Genomic DNA, 20690 nt, shown 5'->3' with positions numbered 1-20690 from the left:
TGTCCATGAAGCGACGTAGTTTGCTCGCCGGCGCCGGTGCGCTGGCCGCCGCACCGCTGATCGACGTACCGGCCGCCCAGGCTGCACAGGCCGCGCCGAAACGCAAGGTAATGACCGGCGCCGAGGTGCTGGCCGAGGACGGCTGGCGCGCGCTGGCCGGGCAGAAGGTCGGCGTGATCAGCAACCCGACCGGGATCCTGCCGGACTTCCAGCACATCGTCGACACGATGCACGCGTCCGGGAAGGTGAACGTCGTCGCGGTGTTCGGCCCCGAGCACGGCTTCCGCGGCAGCGCGCAGGCCGGCGGTTCGGAGGGCGACCACGTCGACCCGCGTACCGGGATCATGGTCTACGACGCGTACGGCGCGGCCGCGGACAAGCTGGCCGGCCTCTACACCAAGGCCGGCGTCGAGACCGTCGTCTTCGACATCCAGGACGTCGGCGCGCGCTTCTACACCTACATCTGGACGATGTTCGAGGCGATGCTCGCCGCGGTCCGCACCGGCGCGAAGTTCGTCGTACTCGATCGTCCGAACCCGGTCGGCGGCTACGCACGCGGTCCGATGCTGAAGCCCGGGTACACGTCCGGTGTCGGCAAGAAGGAGATCGTCCAGCAGCACGGCATGACCGTCGGCGAGCTGGCCCGCATGTTCAACGCGGAGTACCTGCCGCTCGAGCCGAACGGCGGCCGGCTGAAGGAGCTCCAGGTCATCGAGGTCGCGAACTGGAAACGCGACCAGTTGTACGACGACACCGGGCTGACCTGGGTGATGCCGAGCCCGAACATGCCGACCCCGGACACCGCGCTGGTGTACCCGGGCCTGTGCATGTTCGAGGCGACGAACATGTCCGAGGGCCGCGGTACGACGCGGCCGTTCGAGCTGATCGGCGCGCCGTACGTCGACTACCGCTGGGCGGAGGCGCTGCAGACCAAGCACATCCCGGGCGTCGCGTTCCGCGAGGCGTATTTCACGCCGACGATCAGCAAGAACGCGAACGTGCTGTGCGGCGGCGTCCAGGTCCAGATCACCGACCCGAACCGCGTCGAGGCGATCACCGCGGCGACGCACATGATCGTCGAGGCCCGTAAGCTCTACCCGGAATTCACCTGGCGGGAGGAGACCCCACCCGGCCGGTGGATCGATCTCCTGACCGGGTCCGATCGGTTCCGGACCATGCTTTTGGCGGATGCGACCGCCGAGGAGATCGTGGCAGCCTGGAAGTCCGAGACCGACGCCTGGACGGCGCGGCGGGCGAAATACCTTCTGTACAAGGGCGCGCACCGATGAGACGGCTGGCGGCGCTCACGATTGCTTCGGCGGTGATGGTGACGATGGGAACGCCTGCGGTTGCTGGCGGCAACAATTCTGGCCGGTTCGACCACCCGTACGACGGGTACGCGCCGAAGTCGACGCTGCTGCGCGACGAGACCCCGGCGAAGGCCGGGCTCGATCCCGCGCCGATCGACGCGGCGCTGGCCCAGGTGGCCGGCTGGACCCAGCCGAGCGGGACGACGAAGCCGCTGTACGCCGGCGCGGTCACGCTGCTCGGCCACGACGGGAAGATCGTCACCCGGACGGCCACCGGCCTGGCGCTGAAGTACGCCGACGGCGCCGGCACCGAGCTGCCGCCGGACCAGCAGATCCCGATGCGGACCGACACGATCTTCGACATGGCGTCGGTCTCCAAGCTGTTCACGTCGATCGTCGTGATGCAGCTGGTCGAGAAGGGCAAGATCGACCTGGACGCGCCGATCGCGTCGTACGTCCCGGAATTCGCGGAGAACGGCAAAGCGGCGATCACGATCCGGCAGGCGCTCACGCACACCACCGGGCTGCCGTCCTGGTTGCCGTTGTGGAGCGCACAGCCCGACCCGGCCTCACGCCTGCACATGGCGCTGACGGCGAAGCTGATCAACCCGCCGGGCAGCACCTATCTCTACAGCGACCTGAACCTGATCTCGCTCGGCGAGGTCGCGCACCGGGTCACCGGCAAGACGCTCGACAAGCTCGTCGCGGACGGCATCACCAAACCGCTGCAGATGCGCGACACCGGCTACAACCCGGACCCGAAGAAGAAGCCGCGGATCGCAGCCACGGAGTTCCAGACCTCCCCGCCGCGCGGGATGGTGTGGGGCGAGGTGCACGACGAGAACGCCTGGTCCCTGGGCGGCGTCGCCGGGCACGCGGGCGTTTTCAGTACGGCGGACGACCTCGCCGTACTCGCACAGACGTTCCTGAACGGCGGTAGCTACCGCGGCGCGCGGATCCTCAAGGAATCCTCGGTCACCGCGATGATCACGAACTTCAACCAGGGCTTCCCGGGGAACGACCACGGCCTCGGCTTCGAGCTCAACCAGCGTTGGTACATGGGCGGGCTGTCCGGACCGCGCGCGGCCGGCCACACCGGCTACACCGGCACGTCGCTCGTGATCGACTTCGACTCGCGCTCGTTCGCGATCCTGCTGACCAACCGGGTCCACCCGAGCCGCGACTGGGGCAGCAACAACCCGGCCCGCCGGGCTGTCACCCAAGGGCTCGCGCTGGCGCTCGGCGTCGGCCCGCGGCACGGCAAGGACGCCTGGTTCTCCGGTACGACGGACGGAGCGACCACCACGCTCTCGACCAAGGTCGCCGTACCGGCGGATGGCGCGAAGCTCGCGTTCGACCTGTTCGTCGACACCGAGGACACGGATCTGCTGTATCTGGAGTCTTCGACCGACGGAGCCACTTGGAACAAGGTGCCTTTCACAGTGCGCGATCGAGGGTCCGTGGTTGACCACGACGGCTCGATCAGCGGTTCCGGCGACCGGCACTGGCATCAGGTGACCGCCGAACTCGGCTCCGGCGACCAGACGATCCGCTGGCGATACACGAGCGACCCGCTGTACCAAGGCCGCGGTGTCTACGTGGATGGTGTGAAGATCACGAGCGGGACTGGTGTTCTTCTCGACGGTGAACGAACGCCTGAATCATTTACCGCAACAGGTTGGAGACTTTCGCGTCGGTGACCCCACTTCGTGCATAGTCGCCGTACCGTGGCTGTCATGAATTCAACAACCTCTCCTGAACCCACGGGCCCGCTGCTGGTCCGGGTCCGCGCGGTGATGCCCGCGCTGGCGCCGGCCGAGCAGCGGGTGGCGAACGCGGTCCTCGCGGACCCGGGCGGAGTGGCGGCGATGACGATCTCCGAACTGGCCGAGGTGGCCTCCACCTCGGAGACCACGGTCATCCGGTTCTGCAAGCAGATCGGCGTCCCCGGCTACCCGCAGCTGCGCCTGCAGTTGGCGGCCCAGTCGGCGCAGGAGAGCATCCGCCCCGAGGTGGGCGGCGACATCGAGCCCGGCGACTCGCTGGCCGACGTTGTCAGCAAGGTCGCGTTCGCCGACGAGCGGGCGGTCCGCGAGACCGCTCAGCAGGTCGACGTGGACGCGCTGGCCAAGGTCGTCGAGGCTGTCGTGAAGGCCCCGCGGGTCGACCTCTACGGATTCGCGGCGAGCGCGTTCGTGGCGCTCGACCTGCAGCAGAAGCTGCACCGGATCCGGCGGGTGGCCTTCGCCTGGTCCGACGTACATATCGCGCTGACCAGCGCCGCGCTGCTCGGTGAGGGTGACGTCGCGATCGGCATCTCGCACACCGGCACCACGGTCGAGGTCGTCGAGGCGCTCGAGGAGGCAGCCAAGCACGGCGCCACCACGGTCGCGGTGACAAACTTCCCGCGGTCGCCGCTGGCGCGTACCGCGGACCTCGTCCTGACCACGGCCGCGCGCGAGACGACGTACCGCTCGGGAGCGATGGCTTCGCGGATCGCGCAACTGACGGTGATCGACTGCCTGTTCATCGGCGTCGCCCAGCAGGTGCTCCCGGATGCCCGCAAGGCGCTCGAGGAGACCGCCAGCGCGGTCCGCGGGCACCGGCTCAAAGGTTCCGAGTGACGTCAACCGTTTCCGTCAAAGATGAACGGAATTGAAAATCCTTCAGTAGAAAACTAACATCGATCCTGTGACCTCACCGACCGAGCAGCGCAACCCGAGGACGCTCGCCATCGATGCGGTGGGCACGTCCGAGATCCTCCAGATGCTGAACAACGAGGACGCCCGTGTCGCGGGCGCCGTCAGCGCAGTGATCCCGGAGCTCACCAAGGCCGTCGACGCCGCCGTCGAGGCGGTCCGCGGCGGCGGCCGGGTGCATTATTTCGGCGCCGGTACGTCGGGACGCCTGGCGGTCCTTGACGCCGCCGAACTGCTGCCCACGTTCCACGTGCCGGACGGACTGGTGGTCGCCCACCACGCCGGCGGGATGGAGGCGCTGCTGCGCGCGGTCGAGAACGTCGAGGACTCCGAGGACGGCGGCGCCGCGGACGCGGCCGCGGTCACCGGTCAGGACCTCGTCGTCGGCCTCGCCGCTTCCGGAAGCACGCCGTACGTCGCCGGTGCGTTGAAGGCCGCCCGCGCGGCCGGGGCGACCACCGTGCTGGTCACGTCGAACCCGGACGCTCCGCTGGCGCCGCTTGCCGATGTCGTGATCGCCGCGGACACCGGCCCGGAGGTCATCGCCGGCTCGACCCGGCTCAAGGCCGGCACCGCGCAGAAGATGATCCTGAACGCGTTCTCGACGACGCTGATGATCAAGCTCGGCCGCACCTGGTCCAACCTGATGGTCGACCTGGTGGCGACCAACAAGAAGCTCCGCGGCCGCATGCTCCGCATCCTGGCCGAAGCCACCGGCGCCGACGAGGCTGCCTGCGAAGCCGCTCTGGCCGAGGCGGACGGCGAGCTCAAGCCGGCCCTCGTCCACCTCCTGACCGGATCACCCGTCGCCGAGGCCCGGGCCGCCCTGGAGGCCGCTCACGGCCGCGTGGCCACCGCCCTAGCTGAGCTCGGCAACCCCAGCTGATCGCTGCACCGGCTGGTGCACGACGAGGGTCACCACGATCAACGCCATGAACACCGCCGTGAGCGCGAACGGGATCGGGATCAGCGGATCCAGCAAGACCAGGACGGCACCCAGCGGTACGACGATGTTGACGGTCCGGTCGGCGTTGTCGCGGATGGCGATCCACCAGGTGCCGAGCACGAAGATCGCGATCGGGATCGTCACCGTGTAGGACGCGGCGACCTCGCTGAGCTCGGTGTGATGCGTGATGCTGTCGATCTCGACCTCGATACCGGCCGAGAACGCACCGGCCGCGGCGAACACGAAGTAATGCACGTACCCGTACCGCAGTGAGCTGGCGAACGACGTGATCGCCCTGTGGTGCGGCGGCCAGAAGTAGATCCACCACATCGCCGCGGTGACGACGAGTGTCAGCACCGAGAGCGCGATCAGCGGGCCGAGCGACTCGTGGTCGTGGACGGCCTCGATGATCGCGTTGGCGGACGCGAGCAGGCTCTCGCCGAGCAGGATCAGCGTGAACAGCCCGTACCGCTCGGTGATGTGGTGCGGGTGCCACGGCGTTGTCCATCGCCGCTCCGCCACCACCGGTACGGCGAGCTCGGCGAGGACGAACAGGCACCAGGCGATGACAACCGTCGTACCGGACATCGCCAGCGTGGTCAGCCACAGCACCTGCACGATCGCGATCCCGCCGGCGTAGCGCAGGGTCGCCTGCCGGCTCTCCCCGGCGTAGTGGGATGCGCGTAGCCACTGCGCGATCATCGCGACCCGCATCACGACGTACCCGATCACCACCACGGTGAAGTCGCGGTCGGCGAAGACCTGCTCGATGCCGGCGGCGACCACCAGGACACCGCTCATCTGCACGATCGTGAGCACCCGGTACAGCCAGTCGTCGGTCGCGAAGGACGTGGCGAACCAGGTGAAGTTCATCCACGCCCACCAGATCGCGAAGAACACCATCCCGTAGGACATCAAGCCCTCGGCGATGTGCTTCTCGGACAGGGCGTGGTGAAGTTGGGCCGCGGCAACACTCACCGCGACCACGAACACCAGGTCGAAGAACAGCTCGAGCGAGGACGCCGTACGGCCGGGCTCGTGCGGGTCCCGCGGGCGCATGGGGATCAACCGTGACCGCGTCGTCGTCGGAGCTGTCATGGCGGACAGGCTAAACGGAAATGTCCACCGAGGGGCGGAGTTTCGCGGCCGCGGCCAGAGCGTCGTGAGCCGGGTTGTCCTCGAAGCCCTTGAGCAGCGCGGGGTCCGCCGGCCGGTCGAGGTGCGGGAGGGCGATCTGCTCGTACGCCGCCTGGAAGCGCGGACCCCAGCGACGGGTGCCGAGGCGAGCGGTGCGGGAGCAGTTGTCGACCATGTACGCGACGTCGCGGGCGTGCATGTACGGCAGCAGCGAGTCGACCGCCTCGATCACGGACTCGTTCACGATCTCCGACCACGCGTGCCCGCGGGTGGCGAACTCGTCGACCTGCGCCATCATCGTCGCCACGAACAGCCCAGCGGTGACGGGATCGGTCGCGCCGGCCGCTCCCCGGCGGGCGTGTACCTCGGCGCTGTGCGACCACATCGGGCTGCCGCCGATCTCGGTCATCGGCCGCGTCGCGAGCCGCTGCTCGGCCAGGATCACGCTGCGCAGTTCGGTGCCATCGGCAACTTCGTCGTAGATCTCCGCGACCAGGTGCCGGGCCGGCTGGTACGCCGCGGAGTACGCGCGGTCGAACAGATCCACGTCACCGCTCGCAGCCCGGACCGCCACCAGCCCGTCGTTCGAGATCGTCCGCGCGATCGGCCCGGTGATCGCCTCGGTAGAACGCTCGTACGCCGTCACCGGATCAGCCCCGTCGATCCGGAAGTGCCGGTACATCGCTTCCACCAGCCCGTGGACGGCGCCGAGCAGGATCGCCCGCTCCCCCACGATGTCGGACCGGTACTCGTCCTGCAGCGTGGTCGCGAACGTGTACGGCGACCCGAGCCCGATCGACCACGCCAGCGCCCGGTCCCAGGCATGCCCGTCCGGATCCGCCTGTACGGCGATGCTCGCGTTGATCCCGGCGCCGTTGACCGTCTCACCCTGCACGTAGAGACGCCGTACCGAATCTCCCATCCCCTTCGGGCAGACCGCGATCACCGGATGCCCGTCCGGAAAGGCCGACCCGATCGCCTCGAGGTGTCCGAGCAGGAAACCGTGGGACAGGCCAATGGTCGCGCCCGGCTTGAGCACGCCGAAGATCTGCTCGTGGTTCGCCGCCAGTGCGGCGTCCGCGATCAGCAGGATCACCAGGTCCGAAGCCCCGGCAACCTCGAGCCAGTCCCCCAGCGTACCGTCGCCCTCACTGAATCCCTCGGCCCGCGCATCGTCCGCCGACGCCGATCCCGGCCGGAGCCCAACGCTGACAGTGATCCCGCTCCCGGCGAGCGAGTCGCGCAGATTCAACGCCTGCGCCCGCCCCTGCGGCCCCCAACCCAGTACGCCGATGCGCTCCACCCCGTGCAGCGCCTCGGGCAGCAACGGGAACAGATCCCGCCCGCCTCGCACGATGGACTCGGTCCCACCCGGCACGACCATGCTCTCGACCTGAAACACCGAACTCTTCATGCCCACCAGTCAAAGGGCGGCACGACCATTGCAGCAAGCGCAATGTCCGCACCGCCCCGTTGCAGGGACTGAAAGGCTAGGGCTCCAGACCGACGGCCTTCAGCGGGTTCGGCCAGGACTTCAATGCCGCGTGGAGAGCCGGGTCCTCGGTCGTTGCCAGGGCCTCGGTGTGGGCTTCGGTGATGACATCGGCGATCTTGACCGGCGCTCCGGTGTTGGCGGAACGAACGGCGGCTTCGACCATGGCGAGGCTTACTACGTTGGAATGCACCTCGGACTGCGGGGTTGTCGACGTACGGACCGCGTTGACGAACTCGACCAGCGAGCCGGCGATCTCTTGCGGCTCGTCGGACATGGTGGCGGGGAGGGGCTCGCCGGATGCGAGCTCGGCGACGGGTTCGTTGTCGCCGTCCCAGGTTGCTGTGCCGCCGGAAGTGCTCGCGCGCCAGAAGCCGTTCCAGGACGTTTCCAGGCCCGGCGCGCACCAGCTGCCGGCGAAGGTGAAGCGGGTGCCGTCGGCGTACGTGAAGATCGCGGACGCGGCGGCGTTGCCGTCGAACCAGCTCCACGGCGGGTTGTACGAATCGCAGTACACCGAGACCGGCTCGGAGCCGATCAGCTTGCGGGACAGGTCGAACTGATGGATCGCCATGTCGACCAGGAGCGGCTCGGCCATGCGTTCACGGAAGCCGCTGAAGTGCGGGGCCTTGTAGAACTCGCAGGACAGCGTGCCGATGGGGCCTAGCTCAGCCAGTTGGCGTTGGAAGGCCGCTATGGCGCGGAAGTAGCGGCGGGACTGGGAGACCATCAGCAGTTTGCCGCTGACCTCAGACGCAGCCACCATCTGGAGACACTCGCGAACAGTTTCGGCGAGCGGCTTCTCACACAGCACCGGAAGCCCACGCAGCAAGGCATCCACGCTGACCTTCGGATGCGCGACCGGGACCGTCACGTCGATCACCGCGTCGGCCCCGCCGGCCAGCTCATCGATCGACGTCGCGACCGGGACGTCGGCGTACCCGTGCTCGTCGGCTGCCGCACGGGCCACGTCCAGGTCAAGGTCGACCAGGCCGACGAGTTGTACAGACGGGTTTGCGGCGATCGTGCGGAGCCAGGCACGGCCCATGCCGCCGGCGCCGACCTGGAGGAGGCGCAAGGGGTCAGGCATCCGCAGGCTCCTCGATCGGGCCGGTGTAGCCCTTACCGTTGAAGAAATCGTCGGTCTCGTAGCGCAGCAGGGTCGGCAGCGCCCGCTCGGGAAGATCGGTGCGCGCCCACTTGACGCCGTTCGCGATCACCTTGCGGACGTCCTTGTGGTGATACACCGGGAAGTCCTGGTCGCCGGGCGAGAAGTAGAAGATCTTCCCGTGCCCGCGGCGGAACGTACAGCCCGAGCGGAACACCTCGCCGCCGGAGAACGAGGACACGAAGACCAGTTCGTCCGGGACCGGGATGTCGAAGAACTCGCCGTACATCTCCTGCTGCTCGATCACGATCGGGTGCGGGACGCCCTGCGCGATCGGGTGGGTCGGGTTGATCGTCCAAACCAGCTCACGGTCGCGTTCACTGCGCCAGCGCAGGGTGCACGTCGTACCCATCAGCTTGCCGAAGATCTTCGACCAGTGACCGGAGTGCAGCACGACCAGGCCCATACCCGACAGCACGTGCTGATACACGCGGTCGACCACCTTGTCCTCGACCTCACCGTGCGCGGCGTGGCCCCACCAGACGAGTACGTCGGTGTTGGCCAGCACCTCCTCGGTCAGGCCGTGCTCCGGCTCGTCCAGAGTCGTGGTGGAAACGTCAGCGGCGTCGAGGTTCTCGCGGATGCCGGCTGCGATGGTCTCGTGCATGCCGTCGGGGTAGATCTCCCTGACATGCGGCTCGATCTGCTCGTGCCGGTTCTCGCCCCAGACGAGTACTTTCAGCGTCATATTCGTTGTCCTTAAGGATTATTTGACGGCTCCGCCGATGGCGCCGGCGGCGATGTATTTCTGTGCGGCGACCAGCAGCACGATGGCCGGGACCGCCGAGAGCACCGCGGTCGCCATCACCGCGTTCCAGTTCTGCACCTGCGTGCCGAGGTACTGATAGATCCCCAGCGTCACCGGCCGTACGCCGCCCTTCGTGGTCAGCGTCAGCGCGAACAGGAAATCGCTCCAGGAGAAGAGGAAACTGAACAGTCCCGCGGTGATGAGGGAGTTCTTGCTGATCGGCAGCACGATCGCCACGAACGCCCGGAACAGCCCGGCGCCGTCCACCCGCGCGGCCTCCACCAGCGACGGCGGCAGCGACATCATGAACGAGCGCAGGATCAGGATCGCGAACGGGATCCCGCTGCTGCAGTTCGCCACGATCAGCCCCGGGATCGAGTTCAGCAACCCGATCCGTTCGTACGCCGTGTACAACGCGTTCGCGATCACGATCCCCGGGATCATCTGCGAGATCAGGATCGCCAGCAGCCCGATCGACACCCAGCGGGACCGGAACTGCGAGAGCGCGTACGCACACGGTGTCGCGATCGCGAGACTGAGGACGACGGTCCCGGCCGCGATGATCATGCTGGTGACAAGGTTGCCGCCCTGCTCGTCGAGGGCGCGTTTGTAGCCGGTGAACGTCGGGTGCAACGGCAGGAAGCCCGCGGTCAGCGTGTTCCCGGACGGTTGCAGCGAAGCGTTGACCATCCAGTAGACGGGGAACAGCATCACGGCCAGGATCACGATCCCGATGACGGTGTACGCCGTACGTCGCATGCTGCCCTCCTACTCGTCGACCGCGCGGCGGGTGCTACGCAGGTAGAAGATCGCGAACACGAACGAGATCGCGATCAGGATGTTGCTCAACGCGGCACCCTGCCCGAACTTGAAGTCCACAAAGGATTTCTCGTACGACTGGGTCGCCAGCGTCTGCGTCGCGTTCGCCGGTCCTCCGCCGGTCAGCCCGAGGATGATGTCCAGGACCTTGATCGTGTAGACGACGCCGAGCATCAGCACCACGCCGGCCACCGATCGCAGGTTCGGCCAGGTGATGTAGAAGAACGCCCGCCACCCGGTCGCGCCGTCGAGCTGCCCGGCTTCGTACAGCTCGTCCGGGATCTCGGCGAGACCGGAGTACAGCAGCGTCACGTTGAACGGGATGCCGATCCAGATGTTCACGCCGATCACCGCGATCAGCGCGACCGACGGCGAGTTCAGCCACGGCACCGGATCGTTGACGATGTGCAGGCCCATCAGGGTCCGGTTGAGGATGCCGCTGTCCTGCTCGAGGATCGAGCGCCAGGTGGCGCTCGACACGATCAGCGGCAACAGCCACGGCAGCAGGAGCAACGAGCGCAGCAGTCCGCCGAGCGGGAAGCGATTGCGGAAGAACAGCGCCAGCCCGAGCCCGATCACGAACTGGAACGCGATCGATCCGATCGTGAACAGTGCGGTGTTCAGCATCGCGTCCGAGAACAGCTTGTCGTGCACGACCGCGCTGTAGTTCTGCAACCCGACCCAGGGCGCTGCCCCGGTGAAGAACGTCTTCAGGGTGTAGTCCTGCAGGCTCATCAGCAGGTTCTTCACCACCGGATAGCCGAACAGCGCCACCATGGCCACCGCGGCCGGCAGGACGAACAGGATCTTGGTCAGGTCCTCACCACGGTGGTGCCGGCCGCGAACGCGCTCGCGGCCGGCCACCGTCGTACGTGTCAGAGCCACCATGGATCAGCCGCCGGAAGCCTGCTTGAAGGCGTCCTGGGCCGAGGCCTTACCGGTCAGCGCCAGCTGGATGGCCTGGTAGATCACCTTGGCGGCGTCGGGCCACTTGTCACCCAGCTTGCCGGTCCGGGCCCGGGCGGTCTTCACCTGCTCGGCGAAGGCCTTCATCGAAGGCACGTCCTTGGCGTACTGGTCGAGCAGCGCGAGCTTGGTCGGGAGCGTGAACCGGGCCTTCGCCCAGGCCAGTTCGTTCTCGTCCGAGTTCAGGCACTTCACGAAGTCCGCGGCCTTCTGCTGCTTGGCCTGGTCCTTGTTCAGCGGGACGGTCCAGGCCTCGCCGCCGAGCGGCGCGACCGGCGTCTGGTCCGGCTTGTTCAGCGGGAACGTGACCACGTCCCACTTGATCTTCGGGTTCTTGTTCAGCGACGGGATCTGCCACGGGCCGTTCACCATCATCGCGGTCTTACCGGCGATGAACTGGTCGTTGACGTCGCCCTGCGTCCAGTTGATGACGCTCTTCGACGCCGACCCCGACTTCACCAGGTCGACCCACAACTGCAGGGCATCCGCGACCTGTGGGCTGGTCAGATCGGTCTCGTCACCGCCGTTGGTCCACATCGCCGGCAAGAACTGCCACGAGCCTTCGTACGTCGCGTTCGCGTTGAACGCCATCCCGTACCGGCCGGGCTTGGTCAGCTTCTTGGCCGCGGCCTTCAGCTCGTCCCAGGTCTTCGGCGGCTGGACGCCGGCCTCGGCCAGCATGTCCTTGTTGTAGAACAACGCGATCGTGTTCGTCACCGGCGCGAGCCCGTAGAGCTTGCCCTGGTACGACGTCGCGTCGACCATGCCCTTGATCACTCCGTCGCTGGTCAGCCCCATGTCGTTCAAGGGCGCCAGCGCGCCGGTCGCGGCGATCTGCTGTACGTCGGGGTTGTCGAGCATCAGCACGTCGGGCAGCGTCTTCGAGGACGCCTGCTGCAGCACCTTCTGGATCAAGGTGTCACCAGGCACCGTCTCCCGTTGGATCGTGATTCCGAGCTGCGACGCGCAGGAGTCAAGTCCCTTCTGTACAAGGGACTTGTCCGGTTCGTTGTTGTAGTAGTCCAGGATCGTGAGGCTCTTGACGCTGTCGCCGGACGAGGACGACGACTGGCCACCGCCGCCGTTGTCACCGCAGGCGACCAGCAGGAGCGACACCGTCGTCGCACCCGCCAGCGCGGCAGCGATCCGCTTGCTGATCATGACATCGGGCTCCTTCTAAGCGTTTAACCAACGGACGAGGAAAAATTTCGATGCACTTGTCGATTGGGCGGTAAACCGCTTAACTGAGGCGTTGAAGGACTATGTTCCGTAGGTCACATCGCTGTCAAGAGTTCAGAGGGGGTCGGATCGATGGTCACGATGCGCGACGTTGCGGAGCGGGCCGGGGTGTCGATCGCGACGGTCTCGTTCCTGCTGAACGACACGAAGCCGGTGACCGCGACGACCCGGGCGCGGATCGAGGCGGCGATGGCCGAGCTCGGGTACCGCCGCAACGTGGTGGCCCGGGCGCTGGCGAGTCGGCGTACGCACATCATCGCGATGGCGTATCCGGCGCTCGACCACAAGTTCGGGTTCTCGGCGGCGGAGTTCTTCACCAGCGCGGCGGACGCGGCGCGCAAGCAGGACTACCACCTGGTGCTCTGGCCGGTCGGGAACGACGGGACGGAGCTGAAGGAGCTGGTCGGGCAGGGGTTGGTGGACGGCGTCGTACTGATGGAGGTCCAGCTGGACGATCCACGGGTGACGGTGTTGCAGGAGACGTCGACGCCGTTCGCGTTGATCGGGCGTACGTCGTCGTTGGAGGGCCTGGCCCACGTCGACATCGACTTCGACCGGACGGTCGAGGATGCGGTCGGGCATCTGTACGAGCTCGGGCATCGGCGGATCGTGCTGATCTCGGGGAACCTGACCGATCCGGTGTTCAGCACCTACGGGCCGTACGTGCGCTCGGAGTCGGCGTACCGGCGGGTGGCGGCGGAGTACGGGCTGGAGATCGTGGTGATGGAGAGCTCGGGTTCGACGCAGTCCGGGCAGGAGGCGATGGCTCAGTTGGTCGAGGCGCATCCTGACACCACGGGCGTGCTGATCGTCAACGAGTTCGCGGCACTCGGGGCGGTGGCGGGGCTGAATCGCCTTGGTTACAAGGTTCCTGAGGACATCTCGGTCCTACCGTTGCTGATGGCACCGGAAATGGCGGCGCTGACGAATCCACAGCTGACGATCATGCGTACGCCCGGTCCGGAGCTGGGGCAGCTGGGCACCGAATCGCTGATCCGCCAGGTCGAGGGCGCCGACCCGCTCCCACCCCAGCTTGTGCCGGCCAAGCTGTATCCGGGCGCTACGGTCGCAGGTCCCAGAGCGCCGCGATCAAAGGCCGGTGCAGGTCGGCGCGCCGCACGCAAAGCCCGATCGTAAGGTCCTCGAGTTCAGCAGGGACTTCTCTGAGGCGCTCCCGCACAGCGGAGGACTCGAGCACCAGCCGCGGCACGACTCCTGTCCCACATCCCAACGCGACAAGGGCAAGCAGTGCTTCATGCCCGTCCGGCTCGGCTGCAATCACCGGCTTCGCGCCGGTCGCCCGAAACCACCGGAACGCTGCCTCACGCACGAGCCCGCGCGCGGGTACGACGTACGCCTCGTCCACGGCGCCCTCGCGAGCCTCCACCAGCACCAGATCTGTGACAGCAACCGGTCGACTGACCAGCGTTTGTGGGAGCCGCTTCGGGATCCCCGCAACTGCGGCATCTACCTCGCCCTCGTCCAACCGCGCGAGCGCAGCCGCCGCGTCACCGGTCCGCACATCGAGCCGGATCTGCGGATGCGCCGTACGCAACGGCGCCAACAGGTCCGGCAGCAACGTCTGACACGCGGTGACGGTCGCGAAGATCCGCAACTCCCCCGTCAGCCCGGCCGGCTCGTCAGCCCCTGCGCGGTAGTCGTCCCACAGTCCCAGCGCCTGCTCGGCGTACGCCGAGAACCGCCGCCCCTCGGCAGTCAGTACGACGCCACGCGGTCCGCGATCGAGCAACCGGGCGCCGACCCGCGTCTCCAGTCGCTGGATCGTGCGGGTCAGCGTGGCCGCACTGACGTGGCATTCGAGGCTGGTGCGTCCGTAGTTCAGCGTCCGCGCCAGATGCAGGAACAGCTCCAGCTCTCGATGCTCCACTACAGCTTCAGTGACGTCGCAACCACGTCGGCGAGGGAATGGGCGATCTCGTGCGCGGTGTCCGAGGACTCGGCCTCGACCATGACGCGGACGAGCGGCTCGGTGCCCGACGGGCGGAGCAGGACCCGGCCGGAGTCACCCAGGCGAGAGGTGGCTTCCGCGACGGCGGACTGGACTGTGGCGTCGGTGCCCGCGCGGTTCTTGTCCACGTCCTTCACGTTGACCAGCACCTGCGGGAGGCGGGTCATCGCGCCGGCCAGGTCGGCCAGGCTCTTCCCCGTCTGCGCGACCCGGGCCAGCAGCATGACCGCGGTCAGCGTGCCGTCGCCGGTGGTGGCGTGGTCGGACAGGATCACGTGTCCGGACTGCTCACCGCCGAGCTTGTGGCCGCCGGCCTTCATTGCCTCGAGCACGTACCGGTCGCCGACCTTGGTCTGCTCGACCGCGATCCGCTCCCGGACCATCGCCTGGACGAAGCCCAGGTTGCTCATCACGGTCGCGACGACGGTGTCGTTCGACAGCCGGCCGCTGTCGCGCATCGCGAGCGCCAGTACTGCGAGGATCTGGTCGCCGTCGACGAGCTCGCCGTTCGCGTCCACCGCCAGGCAGCGGTCGGCGTCACCGTCGAGCGCGATGCCGACGTCGGCGCGGTGACCGATCACCTCACGCTGCAGACCCTCGATATGCGTGGATCCGCAGTTCAGGTTGATGTTCAGACCGTCCGGGGACGCGGCGACCGTGACCACCTCGGCGCCGAGCCGGCGCAGTGCCTCCGGCGCGGTCTGCGAGGCCGCGCCGTTGGCGCAGTCGATGACGACCTTGAGCCCGTCGAACCGGTTCGGGGCCGAGCGGACCAGGTGCGAGACATACGTCTCGAAGCCCTGCCCGTCGTCCATCACACGGCCCACGGCCGCGCCGGTCGGGCGCTGCCACTCCTCGTTCATCCGGGCCTCGATGGCGTCCTCGATCACGTCATCGAGCTTGATCCCGCCGCGTGCCAGGAACTTGATGCCGTTGTCCGGCATCGGGTTGTGGCTGGCGGACAGCATCACACCGAGGTCAGCGCCGGTCGAGCCGGTCAGGTATGCGACGGCCGGGGTCGGCAGTACGCCGAGCCGGACGACGTCGACGCCGGCGCTGGCAAGACCAGCGACAACGGCGGCTTCGAGGAACTCACCACTGGCACGAGGATCCCGGCCCACAACGGCGCGCGGCCGGTGCCCTTCGAAGGCACCGGCCTCGCCGAGTACGTGAGCTGCCGCGACCGAAAGGTCGAGCGCCAGCTCCGCGGTCAGGTCCACGTTCGCCAGGCCACGGACTCCGTCCGTACCGAACAAACGCCCCATCAGGTGATCAGCGCTTGCTGTACTGAGGCGCCTTACGGGCCTTCTTGAGTCCGGCCTTCTTGCGCTCCTTGATCCGCGCGTCGCGGGTCAGCAGGCCGGCCTTCTTCAGACCCGGACGGTTGGCCTCGAGGTCCGCCGCGTTCAGGCAGCGGGCGACACCGAGCTGCAGCGCACCGGCCTGGCCGGTGATACCGCCGCCGTTGATCCGGGCGATCACGTCGTACGAGCCCTCGAGGCCCGCGACGACGAACGGCTCGTTCACGTGCTGCTGGTGGACCTTGTTCGGGAAGTAGACGTCGAGGTCCTTCCCGTTGATCTTCCACTTGCCGGTGCCCGGGACGATCCGGACGCGGGCGACGGCCTCCTTGCGGCGACCAGTGGCGCCGGCCGGGTTGATGACCGCGACCCGACCCGTCTCGGCGCGCTGCTCCGGAGCCGGGTTGGTCTCGGAGGTGTAGGCGACCGGGCCCTCGTTGTCGATGGGGACCTCGGGGTCGAACTCTTCGGTCTCGGTGGTGATGTCGCTCACGCTGTGAATCCTCGTTTACCTGGTTCGTCGATCGCTTACTGGGCGATCTGGGTGATCTCGAACGGCTTCGGCTGCTGGGCCGTGTGCGGGTGCTCCGGGCCGGCGTACACCTTCAGCTTGGTCAGCAGCTTCCGGCTCAGGCGGTTCTTCGGCAGCATCCCCCAGACGGCCTTCTCGACGGCCTTACGCGGGTCCTTGTCGAGGATCTCGCCGATCGGCGTCGCGGTCAGACCACCCGGGTGACCCGAGTGGCGGTACGCCAGCTTGTCGGTCCGCTTGGTGCCCGACAGGGCCACCTTGGAGGCGTTGACGACGATGACGAAGTCGCCGCCGTCCACGTGCGGTGCGAACGTCGGCTTGTGCTTGCCGCGCAGCAGGGTGGCGATCTGGACGGCGAGCCGACCGAGCGTGACGTCGGTGGCGTCGATCACGTGCCACTCACGGGTGACGTCAGCAGGCTTCGGGCTGTACGTGCGCACGGTCGTTGACCTTCGTTTCTCAGAGGTTGACAAATCTGGACGTCGGCGAGCGGTCCGCCGACATGAGGTCAGGACCTGGAACGCACAACAGCAGCCCAGAATACCGGCGACGGCATGCGCGGGTCAAAGCGAGCCCACACGCCGAGGGGACCCCGGCTTGGAAGCAGCTGAGGACCGCACTAGTTTAGCGGTGAAGATTGCAGTCCGAACCCGCGTCCCGCCGGCTGATCTACCCTCATTCATCCAGGCGATGACGCCAGCTTCCGAAGAGGGCATTGTGACCGAACAGTCGCTCACCGTCCGGGACAACCGGACCGGCAAGGACTTCGACCTTGCCATCACCGATGGCACTATCCGTGCCGCCGACCTCAAGCAGATCAGCGCATCCGACGGCGACGGCGGGCTCGCCACCTACGACCCCGGCTTCGTCAACACGGCTTCCTGCCGTTCCTCCGTCACCTTCATCGACGGCGACAAGGGCATCCTGGAGTACCGCGGGTACCCGATCGAGCAGCTCGCCGAGCAGTCCAACTACCTCGAGGTCGCGTACCTCCTGGTGAACGGCAAGCTGCCCAACAAGGCGGAGTACGAGGCCTGGGCCCACGACGTGACGTATCACACGTTCGTGCACGAGAACCTGAAGACCTTCATGCAGGGCTTCCGGTACGACGCGCACCCGATGGGCATGCTGCTGGCCTCGGTCGGCGCGCTGTCCACGTTCTACCCCGAGTCGCGCAACATCTTCGACGAGGAGTCGCGGGCGCTGCAGATCCGCCGGCTGATCGCGAAGATGCCGACGCTCGGCGCGTTCGCGTTCCGGCACGCGCAGGGCAAGCCGTACGTGTACCCGGACAACGAGCTCAGCTACACGGCGAACTTCCTGTCGATGCTGTTCAAGATGAGCGAGCCGAAGTATGCCGCCGACGACCGCCTGGTGCGGGCGCTGGAGATCCTGTTCATCCTGCACGCCGACCACGAGCAGAACGCGTCGACGAACGCGGTCCGCGCGATCGGCTCCACCCAGGTCGACCCGTACACCGCGGTGGCCGGCGGGATCGGGGCGCTCTACGGCCCACTGCACGGCGGCGCCAACGAGGCAGTACTGAAGATGCTCCGCCGGATCGGCTCGGTCGACCACGTCCCGTCGTTCATCGAGGGCGTGAAGAACGGCGAAGAGCGGCTGATGGGCTTCGGTCACCGGGTCTACAAGAACTACGACCCGCGCGCCAAGATCATCAAGAAGGCCGCCGACGACGTCTTCGAGGTCACCGGCATCAACCCGCTGCTGAAGATCGCCGTCGAGCTGGAGAAGATCGCGCTGGAGGACGAGTACTTCGTCTCCCGCAAGCTCTACCCGAACGTCGACTTCTACTCCGGCCTGATCTACGAGGCCCTGCAGTTCCCGCCGGAGATGTTCACCGTCCTGTTCGCCATCCCGCGCACCTCCGGCTGGCTGGCCCAGTGGCTCGAAATGCTCGGCGACGGCGACCAGAAGATCGCCCGCCCCAAGCAGATCTACACCGGCGAACGCGGCGTCCAGTACGTCCCCATGGGCGACCGCTAACTCTCCACCCAGCCGCCGCGAACCGGACACCTGCAAAGGACACCGCTTCGCGGCGGCTGCCTGTTTGGCGAGCGTGATCCGCAGGCACGCGATCGCCGCAGACAACCGCCCGTCGAACACCCGCGGAAGGACACCGCTCCGCGGCGACTGTCTTGTCGGCCGCCTTCGGCGGCGTGCGCATTGTGGGGACGCGAGCACGGGATCGGCGCTGGAGCTGCCCCCGCCGACCACCGAAAGGACGCCGCTGCGCGGCGGCTGCCTTGTTCGGCCGCCTTCGGCGGCGAGCGAGCCGGACCCGCCTACACGCGATCGCCGCACACAACCGCAGCCGCCGGGAATCGCCGCCGCGTTCTGTCCATGGGCGCTGTTACGTCCGGCTGATGGGGACGTTGGAGGGGAAGGTTGCGCTTGTTACAGGCGCTAGTCGTGGGGTCGGGAAGGGCATCGCGCTCGGGCTTGGGGAGCAGGGGGCGACTGTCTATGTGACGGGGCGGTCGGAGGCCGGCGGGGCTGCACCTACGCCGTTGCCGGGGACCGTTCAGGAGACGGCCGCGGAGGTTACCGAGCAGGGCGGGCGAGGGATCGCGATCGCGTGCGATCATCGCGACGACGAGCAAACGCGAGCGGCCGTCCAGCGAGTGATCGAGGAGGCCGGGCGGATCGACGTGCTCGTGAACAACGTGTGGGGTGGATACGAGTACTTCTGGGACGGCACGCCGTTCTGGGAGGAGGCCGGTTTCTGGACGCAGCCGCTCGAGCGGTGGGATGCGGCGTTCCAGGCCGGCGTACGGGCTCACTACGTGACGACTGCGGCTGCGGCGCCGGCGATGGTGGCTGCGGGCTCGGGGCTGATCGTCAACGTGTCGTCGGAGGGCGCCGAGAAGACCGATACGGGAGTCGCGTACGGCGCCGCGAAGGCGGCGACCGACCACATGATCGCCTGCATGGCCCACGAACTCCGCGATCACGGCGTGACTGCGGTGTCGCTCTACCCGGGCCTGGTCCGCACGGAGTCGGTCCTGCGAGCGGCCGAGTACATGGACCTGACGGTCTCCGAGTCCCCACTCTTCGTCGGCCGAGCAGTAGCAGCTCTAGCCGCCGACCCGGACGTAGCTCGCCACACCGGGCAGGTGGTCCGCACCTCATCCCTGGCCGAGGAGTACCACTTCTCCGACCCCGTCCCCCGCTGAACTAGCCCACGAGCTGAGGCGCAGGGGATCCCGTCCGCGAACGCCGCCGAGGGCGGCAACCAGAACAGTCGCTGCGAAGCGGCCTCCTAAGCAGGCTCGAGAGAAGCCAACTGGTGCGCCGATCACGTGCAGCCGGGGTGCACTGCGCATACGCCGCCGAAGGCGGCCAACAAGACAGCCGCCGCGAAGCGGTGACCTTCTCGGGGCTCCAGAGGCAGCATCTGGTGCGCCGATCACGTCCAGCCCGGGTGCGGTCCGCACGCCGCCGAAGGCGGCCAACAAAGCGGCCGCCGCGAAGCGGTGTCCTTTTCGCCAGCGCTCGAGAGGCAGCAGTTGGTGCGCTGATCACGTGCAGCCGGGGGGCGATGCGGATACGCCGCCGGAGGCGGCCGGCAAGACAGCCGCCGCGAAGCGGTGTCCTTTGCGGGCGCTCGGGAGGCAGCACCTCGCGCCGATCACATGCAGCTGGGGAGACGATCGCGTACGCCGCCGGAGGCGGCCGACAGGACGGCCGCCGCGGAGCGGTGTCCTTTGGATTGGGGATGGCCCCGGGCGGGCTTGGTGCCTCGGTCCGGGGCCATCGGGGGGTTCTGGGGGTTAGGACGCGGCTGGGGTGGGGGACGGTTCCCGGAGGTGGGTGATGAGTTGGTCTACCTGGCCGCGGGCTCGGATCATCGCCAGGTGGTCAATGTAGTCGCGCGACTCGACGATCAGCCCGTCCCGGATCCGGAGTACGAAGATCGCCGGCACGGTGAACGGATCGCCGGTGGCCAGCACGGTCCCGGCGTACTCGAACTCGGCGACGATCACCTCGGGGTCGGCTGTCTGGTGCACGCGGATGTTGGCCGGCTGGAAGCGGACCACCTCGCTCACCCGCGGACCGTTCACGCCGAAGTGCTCCGCGAGCGCGGCGCGGGACAGCAGCGGGTGGTCGCCGTACGGGTTCATCGGGTGGCGTACGTCGGTCTGCTCGGCGTACAGCTCCGGCAGTACGGCGAAGTCGCGGTCGGCGACGCCGTGGACCAGTTTCAGGAAGACCTCTTCGGGAGTCATCGGAATCCTCACAGGAGATAAACGGAGTGATGACTTCGAATATATGGAGTAACGACTTCGTTTACAACCCTGGGCCGGTTCGCGGCGTCTCTTAGGCTGAGGGCGACGGAGGGGAGC

Annotated in this window: 19 protein-coding genes; 7 read left to right on the top strand and 12 right to left on the bottom strand. The window is 67.6% G+C overall.

Annotation, left to right across the window (positions count from 1 at the left end; all coding sequences use genetic code 11):
• Positions 1-5 precede the first annotated feature (5 nt).
• The 4 genes from ACFWUU_RS20535 to murQ all read left to right on the top strand — a co-directional run bounded on the left by ACFWUU_RS20535 (position 6) and on the right by murQ (position 4895).
• On the top strand, positions 6-1289 hold the full coding sequence (locus ACFWUU_RS20535; RefSeq protein ID WP_380177296.1) for an exo-beta-N-acetylmuramidase NamZ domain-containing protein: 1284 nt from the start codon (positions 6-8) through the stop codon (positions 1287-1289).
• Positions 1286-3010 carry a serine hydrolase gene (locus tag ACFWUU_RS20530; RefSeq protein ID WP_380177295.1) on the top strand — a complete coding sequence of 575 codons (1725 nt, stop codon included), beginning with the start codon at positions 1286-1288 and terminating at the stop codon, positions 3008-3010. The genes ACFWUU_RS20535 and ACFWUU_RS20530 overlap by 4 nt, the downstream gene beginning before the upstream one ends.
• Before the next feature lie 36 nt (positions 3011-3046).
• A complete protein-coding gene (locus ACFWUU_RS20525) occupies positions 3047-3934 on the top strand; it encodes a MurR/RpiR family transcriptional regulator (RefSeq protein WP_380177294.1) in 888 nt (295 codons plus the stop codon).
• 67 nt (positions 3935-4001) lie between these two features.
• Positions 4002-4895, top strand: coding sequence for an N-acetylmuramic acid 6-phosphate etherase (murQ, locus tag ACFWUU_RS20520; protein ID WP_137258683.1), 894 nt, complete (start codon positions 4002-4004; stop codon positions 4893-4895).
• Here the strand turns inward: murQ and ACFWUU_RS20515 are convergent.
• The 7 genes from ACFWUU_RS20515 to ACFWUU_RS20485 form a co-directional block, all read right to left on the bottom strand.
• Positions 4869-6053 carry a low temperature requirement protein A gene (locus tag ACFWUU_RS20515; RefSeq protein ID WP_380177293.1) on the bottom strand — a complete coding sequence of 395 codons (1185 nt, stop codon included), beginning with the start codon at positions 6051-6053 and terminating at the stop codon, positions 4869-4871. The two genes, murQ and ACFWUU_RS20515, sit on opposite strands and share 27 nt — an antisense overlap.
• 10 nt (positions 6054-6063) lie before the next feature.
• Complete coding sequence (locus tag ACFWUU_RS20510; protein WP_380177292.1) at positions 6064-7506, bottom strand: ketol-acid reductoisomerase; 1443 nt, start codon at positions 7504-7506, stop codon at positions 6064-6066.
• Positions 7507-7582: 76 nt separating this feature from the next.
• Complete coding sequence (locus ACFWUU_RS20505) at positions 7583-8674, bottom strand: Gfo/Idh/MocA family protein (protein ID WP_380177291.1); 1092 nt, start codon at positions 8672-8674, stop codon at positions 7583-7585.
• A complete protein-coding gene (locus tag ACFWUU_RS20500) occupies positions 8667-9440 on the bottom strand; it encodes a ThuA domain-containing protein (protein WP_380177290.1) in 774 nt (257 codons plus the stop codon). The genes ACFWUU_RS20505 and ACFWUU_RS20500 overlap by 8 nt, the downstream gene beginning before the upstream one ends.
• Before the next feature lie 18 nt (positions 9441-9458).
• Complete coding sequence (locus ACFWUU_RS20495; RefSeq protein WP_371405122.1) at positions 9459-10259, bottom strand: carbohydrate ABC transporter permease; 801 nt, start codon at positions 10257-10259, stop codon at positions 9459-9461.
• Between the two features lie 9 nt (positions 10260-10268).
• Positions 10269-11207, bottom strand: a complete 939-nt coding sequence (locus ACFWUU_RS20490) for a carbohydrate ABC transporter permease (protein WP_380177289.1) — start codon at positions 11205-11207, stop codon at positions 10269-10271.
• A 3-nt stretch (positions 11208-11210) separates the two neighbouring features.
• The gene (locus tag ACFWUU_RS20485; RefSeq protein ID WP_380177288.1) at positions 11211-12446 is read right to left on the bottom strand and encodes an extracellular solute-binding protein; all 1236 of its coding nucleotides are present in this window, start codon (positions 12444-12446) and stop codon (positions 11211-11213) included.
• A gap of 159 nt (positions 12447-12605) precedes the next feature.
• On the opposite strand from ACFWUU_RS20485, the gene ACFWUU_RS20480 reads away from it, so the two are divergent.
• Positions 12606-13661, top strand: coding sequence for a LacI family DNA-binding transcriptional regulator (locus ACFWUU_RS20480; protein ID WP_380177287.1), 1056 nt, complete (start codon positions 12606-12608; stop codon positions 13659-13661).
• Here ACFWUU_RS20480 and ilvY read toward each other — a convergent pair.
• The 4 genes from ilvY to rplM are packed head-to-tail and all read right to left on the bottom strand — an operon-like array spanning position 13585 to position 16766.
• Positions 13585-14412, bottom strand: a complete 828-nt coding sequence (ilvY, locus tag ACFWUU_RS20475; RefSeq protein ID WP_380177286.1) for an HTH-type transcriptional activator IlvY — start codon at positions 14410-14412, stop codon at positions 13585-13587. The two genes, ACFWUU_RS20480 and ilvY, sit on opposite strands and share 77 nt — an antisense overlap.
• On the bottom strand, positions 14412-15758 hold the full coding sequence (gene glmM, locus ACFWUU_RS20470) for a phosphoglucosamine mutase (protein WP_380177285.1): 1347 nt from the start codon (positions 15756-15758) through the stop codon (positions 14412-14414). Before glmM ends, ilvY begins: the two co-directional genes overlap by 1 nt.
• A gap of 7 nt (positions 15759-15765) precedes the next feature.
• A complete protein-coding gene (rpsI, locus tag ACFWUU_RS20465; RefSeq protein ID WP_137258674.1) occupies positions 15766-16287 on the bottom strand; it encodes a 30S ribosomal protein S9 in 522 nt (173 codons plus the stop codon).
• A gap of 35 nt (positions 16288-16322) precedes the next feature.
• The gene (gene rplM / locus ACFWUU_RS20460; protein ID WP_130441431.1) at positions 16323-16766 is read right to left on the bottom strand and encodes a 50S ribosomal protein L13; all 444 of its coding nucleotides are present in this window, start codon (positions 16764-16766) and stop codon (positions 16323-16325) included.
• Between the two features lie 277 nt (positions 16767-17043).
• Here rplM and ACFWUU_RS20455 point away from each other — a divergent pair, with 277 nt between their 5' ends.
• Complete coding sequence (locus tag ACFWUU_RS20455) at positions 17044-18330, top strand: citrate synthase (RefSeq protein WP_233715134.1); 1287 nt, start codon at positions 17044-17046, stop codon at positions 18328-18330.
• A gap of 380 nt (positions 18331-18710) precedes the next feature.
• Complete coding sequence (locus ACFWUU_RS20450; RefSeq protein ID WP_380177284.1) at positions 18711-19520, top strand: SDR family NAD(P)-dependent oxidoreductase; 810 nt, start codon at positions 18711-18713, stop codon at positions 19518-19520.
• Between the two features lie 597 nt (positions 19521-20117).
• On the opposite strand, the gene ACFWUU_RS20445 is transcribed toward ACFWUU_RS20450, so the two are convergent.
• The gene (locus ACFWUU_RS20445; RefSeq protein ID WP_380177283.1) at positions 20118-20573 is read right to left on the bottom strand and encodes a nuclear transport factor 2 family protein; all 456 of its coding nucleotides are present in this window, start codon (positions 20571-20573) and stop codon (positions 20118-20120) included.
• Positions 20574-20690 lie beyond the last annotated feature (117 nt).

This window comes from Kribbella sp. NPDC058693, from assembly GCF_042715335.1.
Lineage (GTDB): Bacteria > Actinomycetota > Actinomycetes > Propionibacteriales > Kribbellaceae > Kribbella > Kribbella jiaozuonensis.
This window is presented reverse-complemented; position numbering and strand designations above follow the sequence as displayed.

What these genes read in the sequence shown, in the direction of transcription:
- ACFWUU_RS20525 (WP_380177294.1), top strand. Translation starts at nt 3,047, where the DNA reads ATGAATTCAACAACCTCTCCTGAACCCACGGGCCCGCTGCTGGTCCGG.
- ACFWUU_RS20515 (WP_380177293.1), bottom strand. Translation starts at nt 6,053, where the DNA reads ATGACAGCTCCGACGACGACGCGGTCACGGTTGATCCCCATGCGCCCG.
- ACFWUU_RS20490 (WP_380177289.1), bottom strand. Translation starts at nt 11,207, where the DNA reads ATGGTGGCTCTGACACGTACGACGGTGGCCGGCCGCGAGCGCGTTCGC.
- ACFWUU_RS20450 (WP_380177284.1), top strand. Translation starts at nt 18,711, where the DNA reads ATGGGGACGTTGGAGGGGAAGGTTGCGCTTGTTACAGGCGCTAGTCGT.
- ACFWUU_RS20510 (WP_380177292.1), bottom strand. Translation starts at nt 7,506, where the DNA reads ATGAAGAGTTCGGTGTTTCAGGTCGAGAGCATGGTCGTGCCGGGTGGG.
- ACFWUU_RS20505 (WP_380177291.1), bottom strand. Translation starts at nt 8,674, where the DNA reads ATGCCTGACCCCTTGCGCCTCCTCCAGGTCGGCGCCGGCGGCATGGGC.
- ACFWUU_RS20485 (WP_380177288.1), bottom strand. Translation starts at nt 12,446, where the DNA reads ATGATCAGCAAGCGGATCGCTGCCGCGCTGGCGGGTGCGACGACGGTG.
- glmM (WP_380177285.1), bottom strand. Translation starts at nt 15,758, where the DNA reads ATGGGGCGTTTGTTCGGTACGGACGGAGTCCGTGGCCTGGCGAACGTG.
- ACFWUU_RS20445 (WP_380177283.1), bottom strand. Translation starts at nt 20,573, where the DNA reads ATGACTCCCGAAGAGGTCTTCCTGAAACTGGTCCACGGCGTCGCCGAC.
- ACFWUU_RS20535 (WP_380177296.1), top strand. Translation starts at nt 6, where the DNA reads ATGAAGCGACGTAGTTTGCTCGCCGGCGCCGGTGCGCTGGCCGCCGCA.
- ACFWUU_RS20480 (WP_380177287.1), top strand. Translation starts at nt 12,606, where the DNA reads ATGCGCGACGTTGCGGAGCGGGCCGGGGTGTCGATCGCGACGGTCTCG.
- ACFWUU_RS20530 (WP_380177295.1), top strand. Translation starts at nt 1,286, where the DNA reads ATGAGACGGCTGGCGGCGCTCACGATTGCTTCGGCGGTGATGGTGACG.
- ACFWUU_RS20500 (WP_380177290.1), bottom strand. Translation starts at nt 9,440, where the DNA reads ATGACGCTGAAAGTACTCGTCTGGGGCGAGAACCGGCACGAGCAGATC.
- ACFWUU_RS20495 (WP_371405122.1), bottom strand. Translation starts at nt 10,259, where the DNA reads ATGCGACGTACGGCGTACACCGTCATCGGGATCGTGATCCTGGCCGTG.